The 23,660-nt window shown below is 72.1% G+C and carries 17 protein-coding genes; 9 read left to right on the top strand and 8 right to left on the bottom strand.

What is annotated here, in order from left to right:
* The first annotated feature begins 301 nt into the window (after window positions 1-301).
* From AB0J97_RS47390 to AB0J97_RS47400, 3 genes are all read left to right on the top strand, one after another.
* Window positions 302-841, top strand: coding sequence for a hypothetical protein (locus AB0J97_RS47390; RefSeq protein ID WP_364102747.1), 540 nt, complete (start codon window positions 302-304; stop codon window positions 839-841).
* A 63-nt stretch (window positions 842-904) separates the two neighbouring features.
* Complete coding sequence (locus AB0J97_RS47395) at window positions 905-2,239, top strand: AarF/UbiB family protein (RefSeq protein ID WP_364102816.1); 1,335 nt, start codon at window positions 905-907, stop codon at window positions 2,237-2,239.
* A 268-nt stretch (window positions 2,240-2,507) separates the two neighbouring features.
* Window positions 2,508-3,404, top strand: coding sequence for an aminoglycoside phosphotransferase family protein (locus AB0J97_RS47400; protein WP_364102750.1), 897 nt, complete (start codon window positions 2,508-2,510; stop codon window positions 3,402-3,404).
* Between the two features lie 637 nt (window positions 3,405-4,041).
* Here the strand turns inward: AB0J97_RS47400 and AB0J97_RS47405 are convergent.
* The 5 genes from AB0J97_RS47405 to AB0J97_RS47425 all read right to left on the bottom strand — a co-directional run bounded on the left by AB0J97_RS47405 (window position 4,042) and on the right by AB0J97_RS47425 (window position 9,458).
* Window positions 4,042-4,458, bottom strand: coding sequence for a VOC family protein (locus AB0J97_RS47405; protein ID WP_364102753.1), 417 nt, complete (start codon window positions 4,456-4,458; stop codon window positions 4,042-4,044).
* A 20-nt stretch (window positions 4,459-4,478) separates the two neighbouring features.
* Window positions 4,479-4,922 carry a helix-turn-helix transcriptional regulator gene (locus AB0J97_RS47410; protein WP_352352820.1) on the bottom strand — a complete coding sequence of 148 codons (444 nt, stop codon included), beginning with the start codon at window positions 4,920-4,922 and terminating at the stop codon, window positions 4,479-4,481.
* Between the two features lie 657 nt (window positions 4,923-5,579).
* Complete coding sequence (locus AB0J97_RS47415) at window positions 5,580-5,849, bottom strand: WhiB family transcriptional regulator (protein ID WP_125636897.1); 270 nt, start codon at window positions 5,847-5,849, stop codon at window positions 5,580-5,582.
* A gap of 547 nt (window positions 5,850-6,396) precedes the next feature.
* Entirely contained in the window at window positions 6,397-7,266 is an 870-nt protein-coding gene (locus AB0J97_RS47420) for an acyl-CoA thioesterase II (RefSeq protein WP_189652464.1), read from the bottom strand.
* 158 nt (window positions 7,267-7,424) lie between these two features.
* Window positions 7,425-9,458, bottom strand: a complete 2,034-nt coding sequence (locus AB0J97_RS47425) for an ATP-dependent DNA helicase UvrD2 (protein WP_364102819.1) — start codon at window positions 9,456-9,458, stop codon at window positions 7,425-7,427.
* Between the two features lie 154 nt (window positions 9,459-9,612).
* Between AB0J97_RS47425 and AB0J97_RS47430 the strand changes: the two genes are divergently transcribed.
* Both AB0J97_RS47430 and AB0J97_RS47435 read left to right on the top strand, forming a co-directional pair.
* Window positions 9,613-10,509 (top strand): alpha/beta hydrolase, encoded by an 897-nt coding sequence (locus AB0J97_RS47430; RefSeq protein ID WP_357708301.1) that lies wholly within the window; start codon window positions 9,613-9,615, stop codon window positions 10,507-10,509.
* Window positions 10,510-10,593: 84 nt separating this feature from the next.
* On the top strand, window positions 10,594-10,842 hold the full coding sequence (locus tag AB0J97_RS47435; RefSeq protein WP_357708302.1) for a mycoredoxin: 249 nt from the start codon (window positions 10,594-10,596) through the stop codon (window positions 10,840-10,842).
* Here the strand turns inward: AB0J97_RS47435 and nudC are convergent, their stop codons facing one another.
* Window positions 10,843-11,817, bottom strand: coding sequence for an NAD(+) diphosphatase (gene nudC / locus AB0J97_RS47440; protein ID WP_357708303.1), 975 nt, complete (start codon window positions 11,815-11,817; stop codon window positions 10,843-10,845).
* Between the two features lie 146 nt (window positions 11,818-11,963).
* On the opposite strand from nudC, the gene AB0J97_RS47445 reads away from it, so the two are divergent.
* From AB0J97_RS47445 to AB0J97_RS47460, 4 genes are read left to right on the top strand one after another with little or no spacing between them, the layout of a single operon-like run.
* Window positions 11,964-13,097: a siderophore biosynthesis protein gene (locus AB0J97_RS47445; protein ID WP_364102759.1), complete on the top strand. Its 1,134-nt coding sequence runs from the start codon at window positions 11,964-11,966 to the stop codon at window positions 13,095-13,097.
* Complete coding sequence (locus tag AB0J97_RS47450; protein WP_364102762.1) at window positions 13,094-14,557, top strand: IucA/IucC family protein; 1,464 nt, start codon at window positions 13,094-13,096, stop codon at window positions 14,555-14,557. Before AB0J97_RS47445 ends, AB0J97_RS47450 begins: the two co-directional genes overlap by 4 nt.
* Window positions 14,558-16,132 carry an IucA/IucC family protein gene (locus AB0J97_RS47455; protein WP_364102765.1) on the top strand — a complete coding sequence of 525 codons (1,575 nt, stop codon included), beginning with the start codon at window positions 14,558-14,560 and terminating at the stop codon, window positions 16,130-16,132. It abuts the gene before it with no gap.
* On the top strand, window positions 16,129-17,226 hold the full coding sequence (locus AB0J97_RS47460) for a type III PLP-dependent enzyme (protein WP_364102768.1): 1,098 nt from the start codon (window positions 16,129-16,131) through the stop codon (window positions 17,224-17,226). The genes AB0J97_RS47455 and AB0J97_RS47460 overlap by 4 nt, the downstream gene beginning before the upstream one ends.
* Here the strand turns inward: AB0J97_RS47460 and AB0J97_RS47465 are convergent.
* Together AB0J97_RS47465 and AB0J97_RS47470 are read right to left on the bottom strand one after the other, a co-directional pair.
* Window positions 17,215-20,487, bottom strand: coding sequence for an ATP-dependent DNA helicase (locus tag AB0J97_RS47465; RefSeq protein WP_364102771.1), 3,273 nt, complete (start codon window positions 20,485-20,487; stop codon window positions 17,215-17,217). The two genes, AB0J97_RS47460 and AB0J97_RS47465, sit on opposite strands and share 12 nt — an antisense overlap.
* Complete coding sequence (locus AB0J97_RS47470) at window positions 20,481-23,648, bottom strand: ATP-dependent DNA helicase (protein ID WP_364102822.1); 3,168 nt, start codon at window positions 23,646-23,648, stop codon at window positions 20,481-20,483. The genes AB0J97_RS47465 and AB0J97_RS47470 overlap by 7 nt, the downstream gene beginning before the upstream one ends.
* Window positions 23,649-23,660 lie beyond the last annotated feature (12 nt).

Here is a 23,660-nt window from a genome sequence, read left to right on the forward strand (position 1 = left end):
GGCCGGGGGCGGGGGCGGGGGCGGGGGCGGGGGCGGGGGCGGGGGCGGGGGCCGGGCACGAAGTCGCACCTCGTCCTCGCAGCCAACGGTTCGGAGCGCGGCGCCGTCCGGTGGGGGCCGACCTGTGCGCAAGGTTCCTGCATCGTCCGGGGATGTCGGCGTCCCGCCCAGGCGGCCGGGTATCGCGGCGGCCGGCACCGCTGCTCGGCCGATGCGCTCGGACGGCGCGTCGCCTCGTACCGGCGGCGCCCGTGTCTCCCCTGCTGGGCCGCCCTCCTCGCCGGGGGTGGAGGAGCGGGGCGTGCCTGAGGTGGGTCAGGATGTCGTCCCGTCCTCGAACGTTCTGGCCGGCGCTCCTCATCTGGGGGACGGGACCGCGCGTCCCGATCTCGTCGTCCTGGCGCCCGTCGGGCCTCTTGACGGGGTGCTGGTCAACGAGCTGGCCGACTTCGGCATCCCGCATCTGCTGGCGTCGGCCTTCGAGGGGCACGGGTCCGTCGGCCCGCTGGTGCTTCCGGGGGAGACGACGTGCCTGCACTGTCTCGACCTGACGCGCCGGGATCACGACCCCGCCTGGCCGATCGTCACCGCCCGGCTGGGGGGCTATCCGCCCGGGGAGATCGCCTGCGACACGACTCTCGCCACGCTCGTCGCGGCCGCGGCGACCGGCCATGCGCTTGCTCATCTCGAAGGCCGTGCGTCCTCTGTGACGAACGGCACAATGGACGTAATGCCTGATTGGTGCTGGAAAACGCGGTCGTGGAGCAGTCATCCGCAATGTCGTTGTATGCGAAACAATCCTTATTCGCTAACAATGGACATGTCACCTACCAGCGACTGACGTGCTCAGGGGACGACCACGAAGGGGGGAAGCGGCATCTCGGGAGAGGTTCCGCGCATGAGTGTGAGCGATCTTCCGCGCCGGGCAGTCACCCGCTCTGCCAAGTTGGCCACCCTTCCGCTCGGGTTCGCCGGGCGGGCCGCCCTCGGCCTGGGCAAGCGCATCGGCGGCAAATCAGCAGAAATCGTGGCCCAGGAGGTTCAGCAGCGTACTGCCGAACAGATCTTCAAGGTGCTCGGCGAGCTCAAGGGCGGGGCGATGAAGCTCGGGCAGGCATTGTCGATCTTCGAGGCGGCGCTTCCGCCGGAGATCGTCGGCCCCTACCGGGCGACCTTGACGAAACTCCAGGACGCCGCCCCTCCGCTTCCGGTCGCCACCGTCCACAAGGTGCTCACCGAGCAGCTGGGGGACGATTGGCGCAAGCACTTCCTCTCGTTCGACGACCGGCCCACGGCCGCCGCCTCGATCGGCCAGGTGCACAAGGCCGTCTGGAACGACGGGCGCGAGGTGGCCGTCAAGATCCAGTACCCGGGGGCGGGCAAGGCGCTGCTCGGCGACTTCACCCAGCTGGCCCGGCTGGGCAAGATGTTCGGGGCGCTGCTGCCGGGCCTTGACATGAAGGCGCTGCTGGCCGAGCTGCGCGAGCGGATCGCCGAGGAGCTCGACTACCTTCGCGAGGCCGAGGCCCAGCACGCCTTCGCGCTGGAGTTCAACGGCGATCCCGACTTCCACGTCCCTGACGTGGTGGCGGCCAACGAGATGGTGCTGGTCAGCGAGTGGATGGACGGCACTCCCCTGTCGCGGGTGATCTCCGAGGGCAGCAAGGAGGAGCGTGATCATGCGGGGCTGCTGTTCGTCCGGTTCCTGTTCTGCTCCCCCGCCCGGGTCGGCATGCTGCACGCCGATCCTCATCCGGGTAACTTCCGCGTCCTGGCCAACGGCAAGCTCGGCGTCCTCGACTTCGGCGCGGTCAACCGTCTGCCTGAGGGGTATCCGAAGGTCTTCGGGCAGCTCACGCGCATCTTCAACCAGGGCGACATGGGCACGGTGATGACGGGTCTGCGCGAGGAGGGCTTCATCCGCGAGGACATCGACATCGATGCCGACGCCCTGCGTGGTTTCCTGGCACCGTACGTGGAGCCGACGGCGGTGGAGGAGTTCACCTTCAGCCGGGAGTGGCTGCAGGCCCAGGCCGCCAGCGTCGCGGATCTCCGGCCGACGAACGTGGTCCGCCAGCTCAACCTGCCGCCGTCGTACGTGCTCATCCACCGGGTGCATGCGGCCGGCGTCGGCGTCCTCTGCCAGCTGGGCACGACGGCCCGCTTCCGTGACGAGGTGATCCGCTGGGTCCCGGGCTTCGCCGACGACCCGAACGACGAGGCTCTGGCGATCGGCTGACCTGGACGGCGCTCTCGCTCGGGGGAGAGTGGGGTGCTCTGTTGGGTGGAGTGTGCTTCGAAGGACTCCGACCGGCCGTCTTGCTGGGGCCTGTTGGGGATGCGTCAAGGAACCGACGCACCGCCGGGCAGGAGTTCGTGGAGCACTTCGACGGTCGTCGGGGCGAGCCCGGCTCCTGCGGCATGCACGTGACCCTTGCCGACTTGCACATGTCTGCTTCTCCTGAGCGAGAGCCGGTCCGCCTGACGCCTCGGTACTGTGACTTCGCATGACCGACACCGAGATCGAGATCACCGCAGATTTGGTCCGCGACTTGCTGCAGGAGCAACATCCAGACCTTGCGGGGCTGGCCATCCGCGAGGTGGTGGGCGGTTGGGGCAACCAGATGTGGCGCCTCGGCGACGAGTTGGTCGTGCGCATGCAGCGCATGGACCCCACCCCGGAGCTCCAGCTCAACGAGCGGCGGTGGTTGCCCGTACTGGCCCCGCGCCTGCCGCTCCCGGTGCCGAACCCGGTCCGGTTCGGCGAACCGTCCGAGCGCTTCCCCAAGCACTGGACCGTGATGACGTGGGTTCCCGGCGAGCCGCTGGACCACGGCTCGATCAGCCGCGGCGCCCACGCGGCCGACACACTGGCGGACTTCCTCAAGGCACTCCATGTGGAGGCGCCCGCCGAGGCGCCGATCAGTACGGACCTCGGCGCCCATCCCAGGGACTGCACGGACGGCTTCGAGAACTTCCTCCAGGCCGTTGCCCTCGACGACATCGCTGCCGACGTCCGGGCCGTCTGGGCCGACGCCGTTGCGGCCCACGCGTGGGAGGGGCCGCCGGTGTGGGTGCATGGCGACCTTCATCCCGCGAACGTCGTCGTCTCGGACGGAACGCTCTCGGGCGTCATCGACTTCGGTGCCATGTTCGCCGGTGATCCGGCGTGGGATCTCGCCGCCGCATGGGTGCTGCTGCCCGCGGGCACGGCCTCACGGTTCTTCGACAGGTACGGGCGTGCGGACGAGGCGGCGATCCGGCGCGCCCGCGGGCTGGCCGCCATGAAGAGCCTCTTCCTGGTGCTCATGGGACAGAACGGAGATCGGGGCCTTCCCGGCGGCAAGCCGCACTGGGGACCTGCGGGCCGGGCGGCACTTGATCGTGTTCTGAAGAGCGTTTGACACGCACACATCTGGGACTTGTCCGAGATCTTGGTCGAGGGCCATGCGGCAGCCCATCTTCGTGGGGTTCGCCGGTCACCGCGCGTGGCGGCATGCCCAGGTCCACGGCAGGCCGTCTGTGATCGGCCGTTCAGGTCTGTTCGTGCGGCCTCCGTCACCACCAGGCACCCAACTGCCGCTCTGCGCGGAAGCAGCAACCGCGCAGGAACTCGTCATGACGCTCAAGCGCCCGGGTGGTCGACGGGGGCCATCGCCTCCGGACGTCCTCGCTCCGGGACCAGTGGCGTCAAGGTGGCCGCCGGGCTTCGGAGCCTGAGCCCCTGGACGATGCATGGCGCGCACGACGCCTGGTGACCTACGCGGCATCGTCCCTTCGGATAAGGATCATGTCGCCATCGTGTCATGGGCAGGGAGAGGGTGGCCGTTCGTCTGGGCTCGGCTGGTCCTTGTGAGGTCCGTACGGGTTGGGGCGCGGAGGTGGCGGATCCCCTTGAGACGCCGTCTCTGGACGCTTGGTCGCAGGCGGAGCCTCGGAAGGGTGTTGCGCGCGGCGAGGCCATCGCTGGGGTGACGTTCCTGCACGTGGGGCAGGGGACGGCCTCAAGGACGCGCCCGGGGCGACGGTGCCGAGTGCGGGTCAGGAGCGGCGTTCCTGGATGCGGATCAGGTTGCCGGAAGGATCGCGTACGGCGCAGTCGCGAACGCCGTACGGCTGGTCCATCGGTTCCTGGACGATCTCGGCGCCGTTGGCCTTCAGTCGTTGGAACGTGGCGTCGAGGTCGGTGGTGGCGAGGTTCACGCCGGCGAAGGTGCCTTTGGCCATCATCTCGGTGATGGTGCGGCGTTCGTCGTCGGTGATGCCGTAGCCGTTCGCGACCGGTGGTTGCAGGACGATGGAGGTGTCCGGCTGCCCGGCCGGGCCGACCGTGAGCCAGCGCATCCCCTTGTAGCCGACGTCGTTGCGGACCTCGAAGCCGAGGACGTCGCGGTAGAAGGTCAGGGAGGCTTCCGGGTCGGTCTGTGGGAGGAAGCTGGAGTGGATGGTGATGTCCATGGAAGTCACGCTAATTGGGGTCAGGTAAGCGCGGTCTCTCGGTTCCTGATGGGTCTGGTCACCTGTTTGGCCACGCACGACGGCATGCCCGCGGTCGCGCTCGCCGCGCGGCGGCGGTAGACGCTGGGGGGTACGCCGACCAGTTCGGCGAAGCGGGTGCTGAAGCTGCCCAGCGAGGAACAGCCGACCGCGAAACAGACCTCGGTGACGCTCATGTCACCGCGGCGCAGGAGCGCCATCGCGCGTTCGATGCGGCGGGTCATCAGGTAGCCGTACGGGGCCTCGCCGTACGCGCGGCGGAACTCGCGGCTCAGGTGGCCGGCCGACATGTTCACGCCGCGGGCCAGGGCCTCGACGTCGAGCGGTTGGGCGTAGTCGCGGTCGATGCGGTCGCGGACGCGGCGCAGCAGGGCGAGGTCACGCAGGTGCTGCGCTTCGGCGGGTCTGCTGGTCACATGGGCCATCGTACGTCGCTCGGAGGGCGGGACGCGCCGCAGGACTCCCAGCTCACAGCGGGCCCGTACCCCTTCAGCTCCGCACAAGGGCGATGGGGCCCCAAAGCCGGAAGGCCCGGTTGCCGCCCCTCAAGAAGGCCGCCCAACGGGATCACAAACGCGCCAAGGCCCTGGGTTGCGGATCGGGGTGAAGCCCGGCGGCCAGACGGCGCGTGACGGAGGCCGGTACAGAGAGGCGCTCGGAAGAACCACCCCCGACCTCATGGCGCGTGACAGAGGCGGAGGTCTTGAAGGAATCGCCCTGCACCGGCGCGTGACGGAGGTCGGTGCAGAAGCAGTCACATGGAAAGAGCCGGGCGCTGGGTGCGCCCGGCTCTTCTGGTGCAGGTGAAGATCAGGAGATCCTGCGCCGGCGGCAGGACCTCCGCGATCACATCTGCTGACCCAGCGCCCTTCGCAAGCGGTCGTTGGCCCGCTTGACCTCGCGTCGCGCCCGCTGTACGCGGCTTACGCGCAGGATGAGACGCTGCTCCTCCGCCTCTCGGTGGAGAGTTTGTATTCGGTCGTTCACCAAGTCATGAAACAGATACGGCACGGCCAGGCTCCTGGTGGAAGAAGTGTTCATCGGTGTTCTGGTTCTTTCTTGTTCGTAGGGCCGGAAGGTGGTCAGGCAGCGACCGGGTGCTTGCGGGGACGCCCGCGCGGACGCTTGCGGGGAACAACCGTTCCCCTGAGGATCAGTTCGCCGCCCCAGACTCCCCAGGGCTCCTCGCGCTCCAGCGCGCGGGCCAGGCAGGCCTGCTGGATCGGGCAGCCGCCACAGAGAGCCTTGGCGAACTCGACGTCCTCGGGTGACTCTGCGAACCACAGGTCAGGGTCGGTACGACAGGGGATCTTGGCTTCGTCGATCAGGTCCATGATCGTCTTCGCCCCCATCTGCTTCTCCTTTTGATCGAGCTTTTTGATCTTGGTCGGGCACCTCGGAGGTGGTCGGGGATCGCGGAAAAACAAAGAGGCCGCGGATCCTGTGTGCGGATCCGCGGCCTGGGGGCTGCTATGTGCCGGTCAGGTTATGACCGGAGCATCCCTCCAGGGTTGCGGACCGCACAGTCCACCCTTGGTGAGCTGGTTGGTCGGGGCAGCGATACCTGCGCCATAGACAGGAACGCCTTGCGGAGCGGCGACACCCGCGTGAGCCCTCGCGCGGAAGGCGGGGGCCTGGATACGGGCAGACTTCTCCTGCCGCAGCTTGGCCGGCCCATCGGCGAGCCTCACCGAGTCACGGCGTGCGGAAGCGAGCCACTGCGTGGCCGACATCTTGATGCTCATCACCGGGGCTCACCTCCACTCATTTGATCGTCGGAAACAGGAGTGTCCGACTCGCTTGTCCATGACCCTAAACCGGGAAGCCGGGAAGGGGCAACATATTTTCTACCTGCGATTTTGTGACACAACCACGGTGTCACAACCCGCTGTGACGCGACTACTTCGCCACGCGGATCATCGCCTCCTGGACGACGGAGACCACCAGCTCGCCCGACGCGGTGAACATCTCGCCGCGCGCCAGGCCCCGGGCGCCCGCCGACCAGGGGGCCTCCTGGGCGTACAGGAGCCAGTCGTCGGCCCGGAACGGGCGGTGGAACCACATCGCGTGGTCGAGGGACGCGCCGATGACGTTCGAGGCTCCCCAGGCCATCCCGTGGGCCAGCAGGATCGTGTCCACGAGGGTGAAGTCGGAGGCGTAGGCGGCCAGGACGACGTGCAGCAGCGGGTCGTCCGGCAGATCGGCGTCGTAGCGGAACCACACGTTGGTCTGGGCGCTACGCAGCTCAGGGTTCAGGTGCGCCTCCCACGTCAGCGGCGAGACGTAGCGGGCGTCCACGGGCCGCGGGCGCGAGAGCCATTCCCGCAGCTCGGGGTGGTCGCCCAGCACCTCCGACATCCTGTTCTGGAACGTCGGCAACGTCTCGGGGGCGGGCACGACCGGCGCCACCGACGCCTGGTGCTCCACGCCCTCCTCGAAGATGTGGAACGAGGCCGACATCGTGAAGATCGCCTTGCCGTGCTGGACGGCGACGATCCGGCGGGTGGTGAACGACCGGCCGTCGCGCAGGCGCTCGACGTTGTAGACGATGGGGATGGACGGGTCGCCCGGCCTGATGAAGTAGGCGTGCAGCGAGTGGACGTGCCGGTCCTTGGGGACGGTGCGGCCGGCCGCCACGAGGGCCTGCGCGGCCACCTGGCCGCCGAAGACGCGCTGGATGCGCTCCTCCGGGCTTCTGCCCCGGAAGATGTCCAGCTCGATCTGCTCAAGGTCGAGCAGGTCGAGCAGCTCCTTCAGCGCCTCGTTCACAGGGCCCCCTCACAGACGAACATTCCACGGACAAGTCTGACGTGCCCCGCCTGTTCCCCCAAACCCGCCCTGCCTTGGCGGAAAACCGCCTGGCCATCGTTTCGGCCGGTGGCGAAGGACGTCACACGCGTGAGGGGCCCGGCCGTACGTGAGGGATCTCACCCGCGGCACAGGCCGAGGACGGCCTCGCCGTAGCGGTCGACCTTGACCCGGCCGATGCCAGCGATCGACAGCAGCTCCTGCTCGGTGGCCGGCGCACGTTCGGCGATGGCCTGGAGGGTGACGTCGGTGAAGACGACGTACGGCGGGATCTTGGCCTCCTTGGCGGTGGCCGTGCGCCAGACCTTGAGGCGTTCGAGCAGGGCCTCGTCGTAGTCGGCCGGGCAGGTCGCGCAGCGGCCGAGCTTCTGCTCGGCGGCGGCCACCAGCGTCTTGGCGCAGACCCGGCAGCTCACCGGCGCGGCGACCTGGCGGCGTTCGCCGGCCGGGGTGCTCATGCGGGGCGGCGTCGAGGCGCGGCCGGTGAGCCCGTCGAGGAAGCGGGAAGGGCGGCGGCTCTTGCGCCCGCCGGGCGCGCGGGCCAGCGCCCAGGACAGCGACAGGTGCTCGCGGGCGCGGGTGACGCCGACGTAGAGCAGGCGGCGCTCCTCCTCGATCTGCTCGGGGGTCTCGGCGTAGATGATCGGCATCATGCCGTCGGTGACGCCGACGAGGAAGACCGCGTCCCACTCCAGGCCCTTGGCGGCGTGCAGCGAGGCGAGCGTGACGCCCTCCACCGGCGGCGCGTGCTGCTCGGAGGCGCGGCGTTCCAGCTCGGCGACGAAAGCGGGCAGGTCGGCGCCGTCGGCGGCCATGTCCTCGGCCAGGTCGGCCAGCGCCTTCAGCGACTCCCACTTCTCCCTGGCCTTGCCGCCGCCGGGCGGGGAGGGGGTCAGTCCGACCCCGGCCAGGATGTGGTGCACCTCCGAGGCCAGCGGCTCGCCCGCGGCCGACCGGGCGGCGCCGCGCAGCAGCACGACCGCCTGCCGCACCTCCGGACGCTCGAAGAAACGCTCGGCGCCGCGCAGCACGTACGGGATCTCGGCCTTGGACAGGGCCTCCTCGTAGGACTCCGACTGGGAGTTGACCCGGAACAGCACGGCGATCTCGCGCGAGGGCACGCCCTTGTCCATCAGCTTCCTGATCGCCCGCGCGACGCCCGCGGCCTCGGCCGGCTCGTCGTCGTAGTCGGAGAAGACCGGTTTGGGGCCGTCGGGGCGCTGGGCGATGAGTTCGAGGCGGTTGGTGGTCTTCGACTTGGCGATCACCAGGTTGGCCAGGTTCACCACCTGCGGGGTGGAACGGTAGTCGCGGACCAGCCTGATGACGGCGGCCCCCGGGTGCTCGACGGCGAAGTTGGTGAGGTAGCGGGGGCTGGCGCCGGTGAACGAATAGATGGTCTGGTTGGGGTCGCCGACCACGCAGATGTCGTCGCGGCCGCCGAGCCAGGTGTCGAGCAGGAGCTTCTGGAGCGGGTTGACGTCCTGGAACTCGTCCACGACGAAGTAGCGGTACTGCTGGCGGATCTGGGCCGCGACCTCCTGGTGCTCGGTCATCACGGCCGCGGTCAGTTCGAGGATGGTCTCGAAGTCGACCAGGTGGCGTTCGCGGCGGATGCGTTCGTACGCCTCGTAGAGCCGGGCCACCTCCTCCGGGGAGCCGGGCGGCGTGCGGTGGTGCTTGGCGGCGGCGGCCACGTAGTCTTCCGGGCCGACCTGGGAGACCTTGGCCCATTCGACTTCGGCCGCGATGTCCCGCAGCTCGGACCGGTCGGGATTTTTCCGGATCTGGCGGCAGGCTTCGACCAGCACCGGCAACTTCGACTCGATGACCGAAGGGGCCTCGCCGCCGATCACCCGGGGCCAGAAGTAGGTGAGCTGGCGCAACGCGGCCGCGTGGAACGTCCGGGCCTGGACGCCCGGCGCCCCCAACGCCCGCAGCCGCTGCCGCAACTCCCCCGCCGCCCGGGTGGTGAACGTCACCGCGAGCACGCTCGGCGCGTCGACCACCCCGGTGCGCACCGCGTGGGCGATGCGATGGGTGATCGCCCTCGTCTTGCCCGTGCCGGCGCCGGCCAGCACGCACACGGGGCCGCGCACCGCCTCGGCGACCTCCCGCTGCTCCGGGTCGAGGCCGCTCAGGACGTCATCCACGCTGTTCACCCGATCTTCCTCCCCGCAAGTGGCGCCGAAGCACTTTATTCTGGCAACATGCGGCCCGACGTATGTTCATAGTCACCGAGATGCAAAGGAATGGTCTCTTCCCCCACAATGGGGCCGACCATGCTGCATGGGGGAAAGGAAGGCCGTGCGAACAGCGGTTACGGTGAGCGCGCTCGCGCTCGCTGCGGTGGCGCTCACACCTGCCGTCGCGTTCGCGACCGAGCCGCCCGTGCCCGTGGTGACCAACCCCACAGACCCCGACGGTCTCGGCGGGCTGGCCACGGAGACCCTTTCCTATGGCTCCCAGCGTCATCAGGACATGGACGTCTGGTGGACGCCCGACGGCCAGAAGCGCCCCGGCGTCTTCCTGATCCACGGCGGCTGGTGGTCGAGCGGCGACAAGAAGTACATGAAGGAGATCACCCGCAGCTACGCCGACCTCGGGTACACGGTCTTCAACCTCAACTACCGCCTCTCCGGCGAGGCCGCCTGGCCGGCGCAGCGCACCGACGCGCTGGCCGCCATCGCCCTGGCACGCAAGCAGGCCGACCGCTGGGCCTTCGACGCGAGCAAGTACGTCGTCGTCGGCTTCTCGGCGGGCGGGCACATCGCCGCCTCGGTCGGCACGTACGGCAACGGCATCGCCGGGCTGAAGGGCGTGGTCGGGCTGTCGCCGATCATCTCGCCGCTGCGCGCGTACGCCGACGGCGAGAAGACCGCCGACCACGACAAGCGCAAGCTGCGCGAGGCCGCGATCCGGCTGGCCGGCGGCTGCGAGCCCAAGGGCAAGTGCTCGCGCGTGTGGGCGAGCATGGAGGTGGCCTGGCACGCCAGCGCCAAGGACGCCCCGATCCTCACCGTGCACTCCGAGGACGAGTTCGTGCCGCCGACGCAGAGCCAGCTGCTCAAGCAGATGCTCGGTCAGGTGGGCGTGCCGATGACGATCATCACGGCGCCGGGCACCAATCACAGCGCTCCTCTCTACCGGGAACCGGGCGTGGCCGAGCGGGTGCAGGCGTGGATCGCCGAGCGCATCGGCTAGAGCGCCTCGGGTAGGGATTAAGCGGACGCCTCCACGTTGTTGCACGGAGCGCCTGATTTCCTGACCTTGGAGGGACAACCCGACATGGCGCTCACGGTCTACAGCACTACCTGGTGCGGCCCCTGCAAGCGGCTCAAGTCGCAACTCGCCCGCGAGGGCATCGCGTTCGACGAGGTCGACATCGAGCGCGACCCGGCCGCCGCCGAATTCGTCATGAGCGTCAACAACGGCAACCAGACCGTTCCGACCGTGGTGATCGAGACCGCCCACGGCCGGGTCGTCCGGACCAACCCCTCCGCTCGGGAGGTCAAGGCCCTGCTCGGCGCGGCCTGATCACCAGTCGCCGATGAGCTCGCCGCCGTACCACGTCTCGATCAGGCGGCGGGCTATCGACACCGGGGGCGGCAGGCGCACCTCGCCCGACCGCAGGGCGGCCACCAGCTCCTCCCGGCTGAACCAGCGCGCCTCGGCGATCTCGTCGGCGTCGGGGATCAGCGCGGTCGTGGTGGCGTCGGCGAAGAAGCCGAGCATGAGGCTGCGCGGGAACGGCCACGGCTGGCTGCCCAGGTAGCGCGGGTTGACGACGTTGACGCCGACCTCTTCGGCGACCTCGCGGACCACCGCGTACTCCAGGGACTCGCCCGGCTCCACGAAGCCCGCCAGGATCGACAGCCGCCCCTCGGGCCACTGCGGGCCGCGGGCCAGCAGGCAGCGGTCGTCCTCGTCCCTGATCAGCATGATGACCGCCGGGTCGACGCGCGGGAAGTGCTGGCTGGCGTCTTCCGGGCACACCCGGACGTGGCCGCCGGCCTGCACCGCCGTGCGGGCGCCGCAGCGCGGGCAGAACTGGTGGGTGGCGTGCCAGGCCTCCAGCGCCACCGCGTGGACCAGCAGGCCCGCGTCGCGGTCGCCGAGCAGGCCGCCCACCTGGCGCAGCCCCGCCGGCACCGGACGGCCCTCGGGCGTGTCGGACAGGCTCATCGGCATCGTCACCCGGCCGTTGAGGTCGCCGGCCGGCGTGCCGGGCAGCGGCGCGGACACCGCGAAGTAGACCGTGCCGCCCTCGACGCCGAGCAGGTAACGCTCGCCCGGCGGCGCGTCGGCGGGGGTGTAGAGCACCGCGTGCACCTCGTCCCCGGACCGCCGCACCAGAGTGTGGCCGTTGTCGATCACCAGCACCCTGGTCCCGGGGTCGGCCCACGCCTTCTCCAGCCATCGATCGTCGGCGCGCAGCGCCGACGATCTGTCGATGGTCCCCCGTGCCAGGAGCAGTGGGCCGATGAGTTGCTCTTCCGCGGTCTTTTCCACTGGCCGCCCCTCCCCAAGTTCCTTGTCATCCTATGACCTCGCGGTTAGCCGCCGATTAGGCTGTGCGGGCCCCGGAACGATCATCGACAGGCTAGGATCGTCGAGTTAGGTTAGCCTTACCTGATTCTTCCTCGGGGGTGCCTTAGTTGCGGCTCTACCTGACCGCCCTCAAGCCGACGGACTCGGTGACGTACGGCTTCCTGCCCGCCGCGCGGGCCCTCGGGTGCGAGGTGATCGTGCTGACCGACCGGCCCGAGCGGCATCCCGGCTCCGTACGCTGCGACGTCCGCGACCCGCGGGCCCTGATCGACGCGGTCGAGCACCTGGGCAGACCCGACGCGATCTTCTCCAACTCCGATCACCTCCAGGCGGAGACCGCTCTCGCGGCGTCGTACTTCGGGCTTCCGGGCAAGGACTGGCGGGCCTGCCTGGCCGCCAAGAACAAGTTCCTGATGCGACGGGGGCTGCTGGAGGCCGGCGTCGAGGCGGTGCGTACCGTGCGGCTCGCGCCCGCCGACCCGGCGCCCGAGCGCCTGCCCTGTCCCGTGGTGCTGAAACCGCGCGAAGGGGTGGCCAGCGAGGACGTCGTACTGGTCGAGGACGACCTCCCCCGCGCCGTGGCCGAGGCCAGACGGCGGCGTCCGGGCGAGACGCTGGTCGTGGAGGAGTACCTCGAAGGCCCGCTGCGGACCCTGGAGACCCTCGGGGACGGCTCCGCGACGCGGGTGCTGGGCGGGTTCGCGACCACGCTGGGCGCGCTGCCGCACTTCGTGGAGGAGCGGCTCGACTGGGCGCCCGACGCCGACGCGCACGTGCTCGCCGCGCTGCGGGCCCTCGGCGTGGGCTTCGGCGCCTGCCACACCGAGTACGTCCTGACGGCCGCCGGGCCCCGGATCGTCGAGGTGAACTACCGGGCGATCGGCGACCACTGCGACTTCCTGCTGGCCGACGTGCTGGGCGTGCCGCTGTTCGAGTGGATCCTGCGCACCCATCTCGGGGAGCCGGTGCCCGGGCCGCCGCCTTCGTCCCGGCACGGCTGCGCGGTCAGCGTGGTCGCCGACCGGCCGGGCGTCGTCCGGGAGGCGCCGCCGCAGGAGGACGTCGAGGACGGCGGCGTACGGCTGTGGCACCGGCCGCTGCGGGCGATCGGGGACGTCGTTGAGCTGACCCACACGAACCGGGACTACCTGGGCGTCATCCGGGCCGTGGGACCGGACCGGGCCCGCGTGGACGCCGCCGTCGAGCGTTACCGGGCGGCCCGGCCGTGGGTGGTCGGGTGAGGTCGCGGGAGGCGTACCTGGCCGCCCGGGTGCTGGACGCGCTGGTCCGCGAGGACTACGGCGGGCTGGCCGCCCGTCTCGACCGGACCAGGGCCGGGGCCGGGCTGCTGCTGGCCGACGGGCGGTGGGTCCGGCTGGTCCCGGGATCGCCGTTCCAGGACTTCGTGGTGGCGCCGGACGAGCGGCTGGGGCTGGAGCAGGTGCTGGAGACGCTCGTGGAGGTGGCCGACCCGGCCGACGCCGAGGGGGTGGCGGCCTTCTTCGACGAGTGCCTGACCGCCCTGTCCGCGCTGGAGCTGCACGACGCGCACGCCGAGGAGGTGCTGCGGCGCGGGCCGTCGTACGAGTCGCTGGCGGCGTTCGCCGACCATCCCGTCTATCCCACCTCGCGGGCCAGGATCGGCGCCTCGGACCGGGACCTGCAGGCGTACGCGCCGGAGTTCGCGCCCTCGTTCGCGTTGCGGTGGGCGGTCGTCCCGCACGCGGCGACGGGCCTGCCGGCGGACGTGCCGCGGCCGGCGGGCGAGGGCGTGCTGTTCCCGGTGCACCCGATGGCCGTCGAGGAGGTGGCGAAGATCGACGGGGTACGGGTGCTGGCCGAGGAGGCGGTCACCGTACGGCCCACCCTGTCCATGCGGACCGTCGAGGTGGGGCCGCGTACGCACCTCAAGCTGCCGCTGCCGGTGAGCACGCTCGGCGTGCGCAACCGGCGCTCGATCAGGCCGGGCACGCTGGAGGACGGCGCCAGGGCCGAGCTGCTGCTGCGCCGGCTGGCCGATCCCGGCGTGCTGCTGGCCGACGAGCAGACCCACGCGCACGCGGGCCACGAGTATCTGGCGTGGATGGTCAGGCGGCTGCCGGCGGGCACGATCGTGCCGGTCGCGGCGCTGTCGGTGCCCGGCGTGCTGGACGGGCTCGGGCCGGACGTGCTGCCCCGCTACCTGCGCCTGCTGCTGCGCTGGAACGTGCGGCTGTTCGTCCGGTACGGCGTCGCGCTGGAGACCCACCAGCAGAACCTGGCCCTCGTCCTGCGGGACGGCGACCTGCGGCTGCTGGTCAAGGACAACGACGGCCTGCTGGCCTCGCCGGCCAGGCTGGCGGCGGCCGGGATCGAGGTGCCCGACTTCTCCGACGGTCGCATGCTCACCGACGACCCGCACGCGCTGGCCGACGTGTTCGTCACGATCACGCTGCACCTGGCCGCGGCGGCGGTGGCGTTCGCGGTGCTGCCGCCGGCGCGGGCGGCGGCCCTGGTGCGCGACACGCTCGCCGCGGCGCTGGACGAGCACGGCGACCACCCCATGGCCCGGCTCCTGCGCGCCAGGACGCTCGGCGCGGCCAGGCTCACCGGCAAGTCCATGGTCACCGCCGGGACGCTCGTGGCCAAGGAGCGGTCCGGGGCGCGGGACGTGAACAAGTTCTACGGCATCAGCGGGCCCAACTACCTGAGGAGAGCGTGAATGGACGTCCTGGCCATCGGGACGCCGGCCGAGGAGGCGACGCTGGCGGCCCTGCTGCGCTGCTGCGTGCGCGAGGTGGCCGGGCCCAGGGGGCTGGTCTGGCCGGCGCCGCCGTACGTGCTGCTGCGGGTGGCGGGGACGCTGCTGCGCGCCCGTACCCACGGCGGGGCCGCGCTGCGCCTGGACGGCCCGCCCGAACGCCTGGAGGGCGGCTCCTGGCGGCCGCTGACGGTCACCGAGCTGGTCCGGCTGGCCGAAGCCGACCTGGCCGACCGGCAGGACGAGCACGCGCGCCAAGGGCTGGGAGCCGGTCCGGCGCACCTCCCCGTCGAACCCAACGGCGAGTTCGCCGGCCAGGTGGCCGCCAGCCGGGACGCCATCGCGGCGATCCTGGCGGCCAGGCCGGCGGCCGAGCCGCCCGCGGATCCCTGGCTGGCCTCGGAGCAGGCGCTCGTGTACGGCCACCCCTTCCATCCCACCCCCAAGGCCCGCGACGGCGCCGACTGGCTGCGCTACGCGCCCGAGGCCCACGCCGCCTTCCCCCTCCGGCTCCTCGCGGTACGCCACGACGCGCTCGCCGAGGAAGGCGACCTGACGGCCCTCGACGCGCTGGGACCGGCGGCCGGGGGCTACCGGCTGCTGCCCGCCCATCCGTGGCAGCTCGCCCTGCTGCGTCCCGCGTACGGCCCCGAGCTGGTCGATCTGGGGCCGGGGCCGGTCGCGGTGCCGACCTCGTCGGTCCGGACGGTGTACGTCCCGGACGCGGAGGTGTGCCTGAAGTTCTCCCTGGACGTGCGGATCACGAACTGCGTACGCAAGAACGCCTGGTACGAGCTGGCCGGAGCCGTCGAGCTCACCTCCCGGCTGGCCCCGGTCCTGGCCGAGGTGGCCACGCGTCACCCGGCCGCCCGCTGGCTCCCCGAGCCCGGCTACCGCACGGCACTCGGGCAGCGCGAGGGCCTGGGCGTGATCGTCAGGGCGAGCCCGTGGACCGTCTGCGACCCCGGCGTCACCCCGGTGCTCGCCGCCGCCCTCGCCCTGGACGCCGCCCCCGCGGACCCCCTGGCCTGGTGGACGGCGTACGTGTCGGCGGTCGCGCTCCCGGTCCTGGACCTGTACTTCACCCACGGCGTCGTCCTGGAGCCTCACCTTCAGAACGTGCTCGTCGGCCTGGACGCCGCCGGGACGCCCGTCCAGGCGATCTTCCGCGACCTGGAGGGCGTCAAGCTCGTCGCGGGCCGCCACGACCTCGGCGGACTGCACCCGGCCGTGGCCTCCGCCCTCACCCACGACCCGGCGCGCGGCTGGGCCCGCGTCGTCTACTGCCTGTTCGTCAACCACCTCACCGAGATCGCCGCCACCCTGGCGGGCCACGACGACGGGCTGCTGCGGGTGTTGTGGCGGGCCGCCCGCGACCTGCTCGACCGGCAGGCCGCCGAGCTCGGTCGGCCGCTCCCGCTGCGCGACCTGCTGGCCGGGGCGCCGCTGCCCGCCAAGGCGAACCTGCGGGTGCGGTGGGCCAGGGCGGCCGACCGCGGCGCCGGTTACGTCCCGATCGCGAACCCGCTCGCGTGAGCGGCGTCCTGGAGCGCGAGCCCGCTCGCCCGGACCGCGTCCTGGAGGCCGCGGCCCGGCTGCCCGCGCTGCCCGCCTACCTCTACGACCTGCCCGCGCTCGACGAGCACGCCGCGTCGGTGCGCGCGGCGCTGGGCGAGGTCGAGCTGTTCTACGCGGTCAAGGCCAACCCCGACGCCGAGCTGCTGCGGGTGCTGTCAGCGCACGTGGACGGGTTCGAGGTGTCGTCGGCGGGCGAGCACGCGCATGTCTCGGCGCTGTTCCCGGGCGCGCGGCTGGCGCTCGGCGGGCCCGGCAAGACCGACGCCGAGCTGCGGCTGCCGCACCACCGGCTGCACGTGGAGTCGCCGTACGAGCTGCGCCGTCTGCTGGCGACCGGGCTGGAGGCGGACGTGCTGCTGCGGGCCAACCCGGACCTGCCGGTCGAGGGGGCCGCGCTGACGATGAGCGGGCCGTTCGGCATGGACGAGGCGGGCCTGGCCGAGTGCCTGCCGCTGTTCACCGACCGGGTACGGCTGCGCGGCCTGCACGCCCACCTGGCCAGCGGACTGGCCGCCGCCCAGCTCCTCCGGCTGGCCGAGGCCCTGCTGGAGACCGGGCATCCGGAGGTGAACCTGGGCGGGGGGATGGCGGTGTCGTACACGTCGGGCGAGCGGTTCGACTGGGCGGCGTACGGCGAGGGGCTGGCCGCGCTGCGGGCCGGGCGGCGGCTGCGCGTCGAGCCGGGCCGGTCGCTCACCGCCTACTGCGGCCACTACGTCACCGAGGTCGTGGACGTGAAGCGGGTGCGCGGGCGGGCGTACGCGATCGTCCTGGGCGGGACGCACCACCTGCGCACGCCGGTGACCAAGGGCCACGACCAGCCGTTCACGATCCTGCCCACGGGCGGCCGCGGGCCGGGGGTCGCCGACGAGCCCGTGACGTTCGTGGGCCAGCTCTGCACCCCCAAGGACGTCTTCGCCCGGGACGTCGTGACCTCGGTGCGGGTGGGGGACAGGGTGGTGTTCGGCATGGCCGGGGCCTACGCCTGGAACATCTCCCACCACGACTTCCTCATGCACCCCGAGCCCGCCTTCCACCACCTAGGACTCTGAGACCGGCTCCGCCGCCGGGACCGCCTCGATGAGCGCGACCAGCCCGGCGGCGTCGAGCAGGTTCACCGGCCGCACGGTCGTGTTGGCCCGGACGTAGTGGAAGGCCGCGCCCACCTTCTCCAGCGGCACCCCGGCCAGGTGCGACCACGCCAGCCGGTACGCGGCCAGCTGCACCGACGCCGTCCGGGCCGCCTTGCCCCTGGGCGGGACGCCGGTCTTCCAGTCGACCACCTCGTAACCGCCGTCGGGCAGCTCGAACACGGCGTCCATCCGCCCGCGCACCAGCCGGTCGGCGATCATGGTCTCGAACGGCACCTCCAGGTCGACCGGCCGCCGGTCGGCCCACTCGCTCTCCTCGAACCGCTCCTGCAGCTCGGCCAGCCGCACGTCGGCCTCCTCCAGCTCGTCCAGCGGGTCGAGGTCGAAGTCGTCGATCAGCCGCTGCTGGTCCCAGCGGCCCTCCAGCCACTTGTGGAACGACGTGCCCCGGCGGGCCAGCGGCGCCGGCTTGCGCGGCACCGGGCGGCGGATCCTGCGGGCCAGCTCGCGGGGGTCGGTGGCCAGCGTGACCAGCGACGACACCGTCAGCTTGGCCGGCAGCTCGACGGTGGTGGCCGGTCTGCGCCGGTTCAGCTCGCGCTCGCGCAGCAGCAGGTCGGTGTCGCGCTCCCAGGCGCGCAGGCGTTCCTCCTCGAACGGGCGCAGCGGCTCGTCGTCGTCCTCGCCCAGGTTGCCGGCCAGGGCGTCCTCGACCAGCCGGGCCCCGTCGAGCACCGACTCGTAGCGCAGGCCCTCGGGGGTGACCGGCCAGACGGCCTCGGCGGGCTCGGCGAGCAGCGGGTTCGTGGCGCCCTCGGCGAGGTCGCCCGCCCAGTAGGACACCCGGTCGGCCGTGTCGCGGATCTCCAGCAGGAACTCCGACGGCTCCAGCGGCTTGGTGGCGGTGCCCCAGCGGTAGCCGGAGGCGATGAGGTGGTAGTGGGCCCGGGTGACGGCCACGTACGCCAGCCGCCGCTCCTCCATCAGGTCGCGCTCGCGGCACTGCTCGTCGAACGCGGCCAGCTCCTCCTTGCTCAGCCCGCCCAGCCGGGGCAGGTCGGCGGCGTCGCCGCGCAGCGGGTAGGGCAGTTTGCGCGGGTTGTCGGTCCAGCGGCTGTTCATCACCGGCGTGGCCGGGAACACGCTGCCCGTCGCGATCGTGCCCTTCGAGCTGACGAGCTGTGACAGGCCGGGCACGACCACGATCGGCCACTCCAGCCCCTTGGACGCGTGGACGGTCATCAGCTTGACGCTGTTGCTCTCACCCACCCGGCCGGCCTCCAGCCCGAACTCCTCGCTCTCGGCCGCCTGGAGATAGGCCAGGAACGCGCCCAGCGTCGGGTCCTCGGCATCGCCGGCGAACCTGGCGGCCGCGTCGATGAAGGCGTCGAGGTCGGCCCGCGCGGCGAACGCCGAGACCGTGCCGCTGCGGGCGGCCACCTCGATGTCCAGGCCGAGCCTGCGTTCGACCTCGGTGACCAGGTCGGGCAGCGGCTGGGCGGTGTGGCCGCGCAGCTGGCGCAACTCCTGGGCGAGCGCGACCAGCCGCGTACGGGCCAACGGCGAGAACGACTCCAGCCACTCGGGCCGGTCGGGCAGCTCGTCGAGCGCGTCGACCAGGCTGCCGCGCTCCTCGGCCAGGTCGGCCACCACCTGGTCGAGCGGGTCGTCGGCGCGGTGGCTCTCGCTCAGCTCGCGGGCCAGCTCCCTGGCGTGCTCCCCCAGCACCCGCAGGTCGGCCGGGCCCACCCGCCAACGCGGCCCGGCCATCAGTCTGGCCAGCGCGTCGCCGGCGGTCGCGTCGTAGAGCACCCGCAGGGTCGCCACGATGTCGTTGACCTCGGGCACGGTCAGCAGGCCGCCGAGCCCGACCACCTCGACCGGGATGTCGCGGTCTTCGAGCGCCTTGCGCAGCGCGGGGAACTGCGAGCGCTTGCGGGCCAGGATCGCGACGTCCTGGGGCTGGACGGCGAGCGTCTTCTTGCGCTCCCGTTCGCCCCAGGGCAGGCCGTCGGGCGCGGTCTCCTGGCCGAGGATCCTGGCCACGCCGTCGGCGATCCACTTCGCCTCGTCCTCGGCGGTCTCGTGGAAGGCGCAGGTGACGCGGCCCCGATCGACCCGGTTGGGCCCCGGCACCAGCACGGGGACCTCGCGGGCCTCCATGCGCAGCGGGAGCTGGACGCGGGCGGCGACGTCGAGCACCCGGTCGCCGTTGCGGAAGCTGACGCTGAGCTGGCGGACCGGCGCCTGCTCACCGGCGCCGGTGCGGAAGTCGCGGGGGAAGCGGCGCAGGTTGCCCGCCGAGGCGCCGCGCCAGCCGTAGATGGACTGGCAGGGGTCGCCGACGGCGGTGACCGGATGGCCGCCGCCGTAGAGCGAGCGCAGCAGGACGAGCTGGGCGTGGCTGGTGTCCTGGTACTCGTCGAGCAGGACCACGGAGTAGCGGGACCGTTCGATCTCGCCCACTTCCTTGTGGTTGGCGGCGATCCGGGCGGCCAGCGACATCTGGTCGCCGTAGTCGATGACCTCGCGGCGGCGCTTGAGCCGTTCGTACGCCTCCACCAGCGGCAGCAGCTGCTCCCTGGCCGCCTGCACGCCGACCGGCTTGCGCTGGGCCAGGGTCGTACGGCCCGGCAGCGCGCCCAGCCGGGCCTCCAGCCACTCCCCCATCCGCCGTACGTCGGCCGCGGTGCGCAGGTGCTCCGACAGCTCGCCGGCGAGTTCGAGCAGGGCGGCGGTGACCGAGGGCGGGCCCAGCTCGATCTTGTCCATCGGCCCGTCGTACAGGGCCACCACCCGCGAGGCGAGCTGCCACGACACCGCCGGGGTGACCAGGCGCATGGTGGGTTCGAGCGCCTCGCGCAGGGCGTGGTCGGTGACCAGCCGGGCGGCGTAGGCGTGGTAGGTGGAGACGGTCGGCTCGTTGTCGAGCGCGCCGGGCGCGACCAGGCCCGCCTCGGCGAGCCCGGTCAGGCGCTCCCTGACCCGGACGGCCAGCTCGGCCGCCGCCTTGCGGGTGAACGTCAGCCCCAGCACGTTCTCCGGTTTGACCAGGCCGTTGGCCACCAGCCAGACCACCCGCCCGGCCATCGTCTCGCTCTTGCCCGAGCCCGCGCCGGCCATGACGACCATCGGTTCGAGCGGCGCCTCGATGACCGCGGCCTGCTCGCTCGTCGGCGGCAGGATGCCGAGCTTGTCGGCCAGTTCGACCGGGTTCAGCACACCTGGCCCCCGTTGTCGTTGACCGGGCAGCTCGCCCGCGCCGCGCACGTGCGGCAGCCGTCGTTCACCTTGGCCTGGAAGAACGGGCCCGACATGCCCGTGGCGACCGTGTCGACCAGGTCGGCGGCCCAGCCGGGGTTCCTGTCGTCGGCCAGCGCGCCCTGCCGCTGCTCGGTGGCGGCGTTCTTGCCGGCCGCCTTGCCGAGCTGGACCAGCGCGGCGCCGCCGGGCTCGGTCATGCCGTGCCGGGCGAACGCGCCGAGCAGCGCGGCGAGCTGGTAGACGCCGAGCTGCGGATGACGGTCGAGCTCGCCGGCCTTGGGCTTCGAGCCGCCCGTCTTCAGGTCGATGATCACCGCCCGGCCGTCGTCGTCGCGCTCGACCCGGTCGACCCGGCCCTTGATCTGCACGCCCTCGGAGACCATCGCGACGAACGACTCCTCGATGGCGACCAGCTCGCGCGGGTTGTCCTTCTGCCAGCGCAGGAACTTGCCGATCATCTGCTCGGCGACCTGGCGCTGCTTGCGGTTGTACCAGACGCCGCCGAAGTCGAGCTCGTTCCAGACCTGGTCGAGCCGCTCGCTCAGCACGTCCTCGCCGGGCAGGTCGGTGGCGGCCAGCATGGCCAGCGCGTGGATGACGTTGCCGAGGCCCTGGGCGGTGCTGGTGCCCGCGGCGCCGACCGCCGTCTCCAGCAGCCAGCGCAGGCCGCACTTGGTGAAGCTCTCGACCGCGGACGGGGAGATGTTGACGATGTCGTCCGGCCAGCTCAGCGGGCGGTCGTCGGTGATGGGGGTGAGGGCGTACCAGTCGTTGGGGTGGGCGCCCTGGACCCCGGCTGCGGCCAGGCGGGCGAGCTGCCGCGCGGCGCGCCGCCGGACCTTGGCCGGTCTGGTGGGGTCGGTCACCGCGCTGCGCAGGTCGGCCACCAGCGCCGACATGGTCAGCCAGCGCGCCCGGTCGTCGACCGTCGCCGACTCGACCTCGCCCGGCATCAGCTCCGACAGGAACCGGGAGGGCCGCTCGTCGGTGTCCTCGCCGCCGACCGCCGTGACCACCAGCCGCCGCCTGGCCCGCGTGGCGGCGACGTAGAACAGCCGGCGCTCCTCGGCCAGCAGCTTGGAGGCCAGCGACGCGGCGCTCGGCTCGGCCCCCTCGACCACCTCCACCAGGTCGTCGGCGCCCAGCAGCGACCCGCGCAGCCGCAGGTCGGGCCAGACCCCCTCCTGGACGCCCGCCAAGACCACGATGTCCCATTCGAGGCCCTTGGACCGGTGGGCCGTCAGCACCCGTACGGCGTCGCCGTCGGGCGCGCGGTCGGCCAGCGTGTCGCCCGGGATCTCCTGGGCGGCCAGGTTGTCGAGGAACACCTCGGGGCCCGCCTTGGGCATGCGGTCGACGAACTTGGCGGCGTGGTCGAACAGCGCCACCACCGCGTCGAGGTCGCGGTCGGCCTGCGCGCCGCGGGAGCCGCCGGACAGGCTCTGCTCGGACCAGCGCCGGCCCAGGCCGCTGGCGTGCCACACGGCCCACAGGAGGTCTTCCGCGGTGCCCTCCTCCGCGGCGGCCTCGCGGGCGGCGGCGAGCAGCTTGGCGACGCGTTCGGCGGGGACGGCGACGTGCGGCTCGACCCGGGTGAGCTCCCGGACGTCCTGGAGGGCCGCCACCAGCAGCTCGCCGGACGATCGAGCCTCGGCAGGCTCCTCGGCGGTCTCCTCGGCAGCCACGGCCTCGTTCTCGGCTATCTTGAGCGCCCGGCGCAGGCGGCGTACGCCGATCATGTCCGTGCCGCCGAGCGGGCCCGTCAGCAGCTCCTCGGCCACCCCCTCGTCGAGCTGCGCCGGGTCGAGCGCCACCCGCAACATCGTGAGCAGCGGCCGCACCCCCGGCTCCTGGGCGATCGGCACCTCGTCACCGGCGATCATCGTCGGCACCCCGGCGTTGACCAGCGCCCGCCGCAGCAGCGGCACCTGGCGCTTGGCCGAACGCACCAGCACCGCCATGCGCTTCCAGGGCACCCCCTCGATCAGGTGCGCCCGCCGCAGCGTGTCGGCGACGATCGCGGCCTCCTGGCTGGTGCTGTCGGCCAGCAGGACGCGCACGTCGCCGAGGTCGGCGTCGGCAGTCGGGACCAGGTCACGGTGGCCGTGCCGCTGGTCGTGGTCGGGAGCCGGGGCGATCGGCAGGCGGGCGGCGACCCGGCGGGACGCCTCCAGCAGGTCGGCCCCGCTCCGGCGGCAGACGCGCAGCGCCAGCACCGGCGCCTCGCGCCCGTCGAGCGTCCTGAACCGCTCGGGGAACTTCATGATCCCGTGGACGTCGGCGCCCCGGAACCCGTAGATCGACTGGTCGGGGTCGCCCACCGCGACGAGGTCGCGCCCGTCGCCGGCGAGCTGGCCGAGCAGGTGCTCCTGTGCCGGGTCGGTGTCCTGGTACTCGTCCACGAACAGCACGTCGTGGGCGGCCCGCTCGCGCTCGCGCACCTCGGGCCTGGTCAGCAGCGCCGAGGCGGCCCCGATCAGCTCGGCGTAGTCGTAGGTCTCCTCGGGGTCGAGGTCGAAGCGGTCCTGGTAGCGCTCGTAGAAGCGGCCGGTGGCGATCCAGTCGCTCCTGCCGTGCCGCCGGCCGAGCGCGACCAGCCGCTCGGCGTCGAGGCCGCGCTCGGCAGCCCTGGACAGGAAGTCGCGCACCTCCTCGGCGAAGCCGCGCGTCTTGAGCGCCTCGCGCAGCGACGGCGGCCAGTCGAGCGCGCCGGTCTCCAGCTCGCCGTGGAGCAGCCGCCGGATCTCCAGAAGCTGCTCGGGGCCGGTCAGCAGGCGCGGCGGCGCCTTGCCCTCCAGCACGGACTCGCGGCGCAGGAGCGCGTAGGCGTAGGAGTGGAAGGTCAGCGCCAGGGGCGAGCGGGTGGTGCGCCGCAGCCGGCCGGTGACGCGCTGGCGCAGCTCCTCGGCGGCCTTGCGGCTGAAGGTCAGGATGAGCACCCGCTCGGGGTCGACCCCGCGCCGTTCGATACGCTCGACCACGCTCTCGACGATCGTCGTCGTCTTGCCCGTGCCGGGCCCCGCGAGGACGAGGAGCGGGCCGCTCCGGTGCTCGACCACGGCACGCTGGTGTTCATCCAGCGCAGGAGGCCCAACAGGGCTCCCGCTGCCACGCCGCACCAACCGCCAGGT

The organism is Nonomuraea sp. NPDC049607 (genome assembly GCF_040675375.1).
In the GTDB taxonomy this organism is placed as follows: domain Bacteria; phylum Actinomycetota; class Actinomycetes; order Streptosporangiales; family Streptosporangiaceae; genus Nonomuraea.

Excerpts from the sequence above, each read along its gene's own strand:
- AB0J97_RS47400 (WP_364102750.1), top strand. The coding sequence starts at position 2,508 with ATGACCGACACCGAGATCGAGATCACCGCAGATTTGGTCCGCGACTTG.
- AB0J97_RS47405 (WP_364102753.1), bottom strand. The coding sequence starts at position 4,458 with ATGGACATCACCATCCACTCCAGCTTCCTCCCACAGACCGACCCGGAA.
- AB0J97_RS47410 (WP_352352820.1), bottom strand. The coding sequence starts at position 4,922 with ATGGCCCATGTGACCAGCAGACCCGCCGAAGCGCAGCACCTGCGTGAC.
- AB0J97_RS47415 (WP_125636897.1), bottom strand. The coding sequence starts at position 5,849 with ATGGGGGCGAAGACGATCATGGACCTGATCGACGAAGCCAAGATCCCC.
- AB0J97_RS47435 (WP_357708302.1), top strand. The coding sequence starts at position 10,594 with ATGGCGCTCACGGTCTACAGCACTACCTGGTGCGGCCCCTGCAAGCGG.
- AB0J97_RS47455 (WP_364102765.1), top strand. The coding sequence starts at position 14,558 with ATGGACGTCCTGGCCATCGGGACGCCGGCCGAGGAGGCGACGCTGGCG.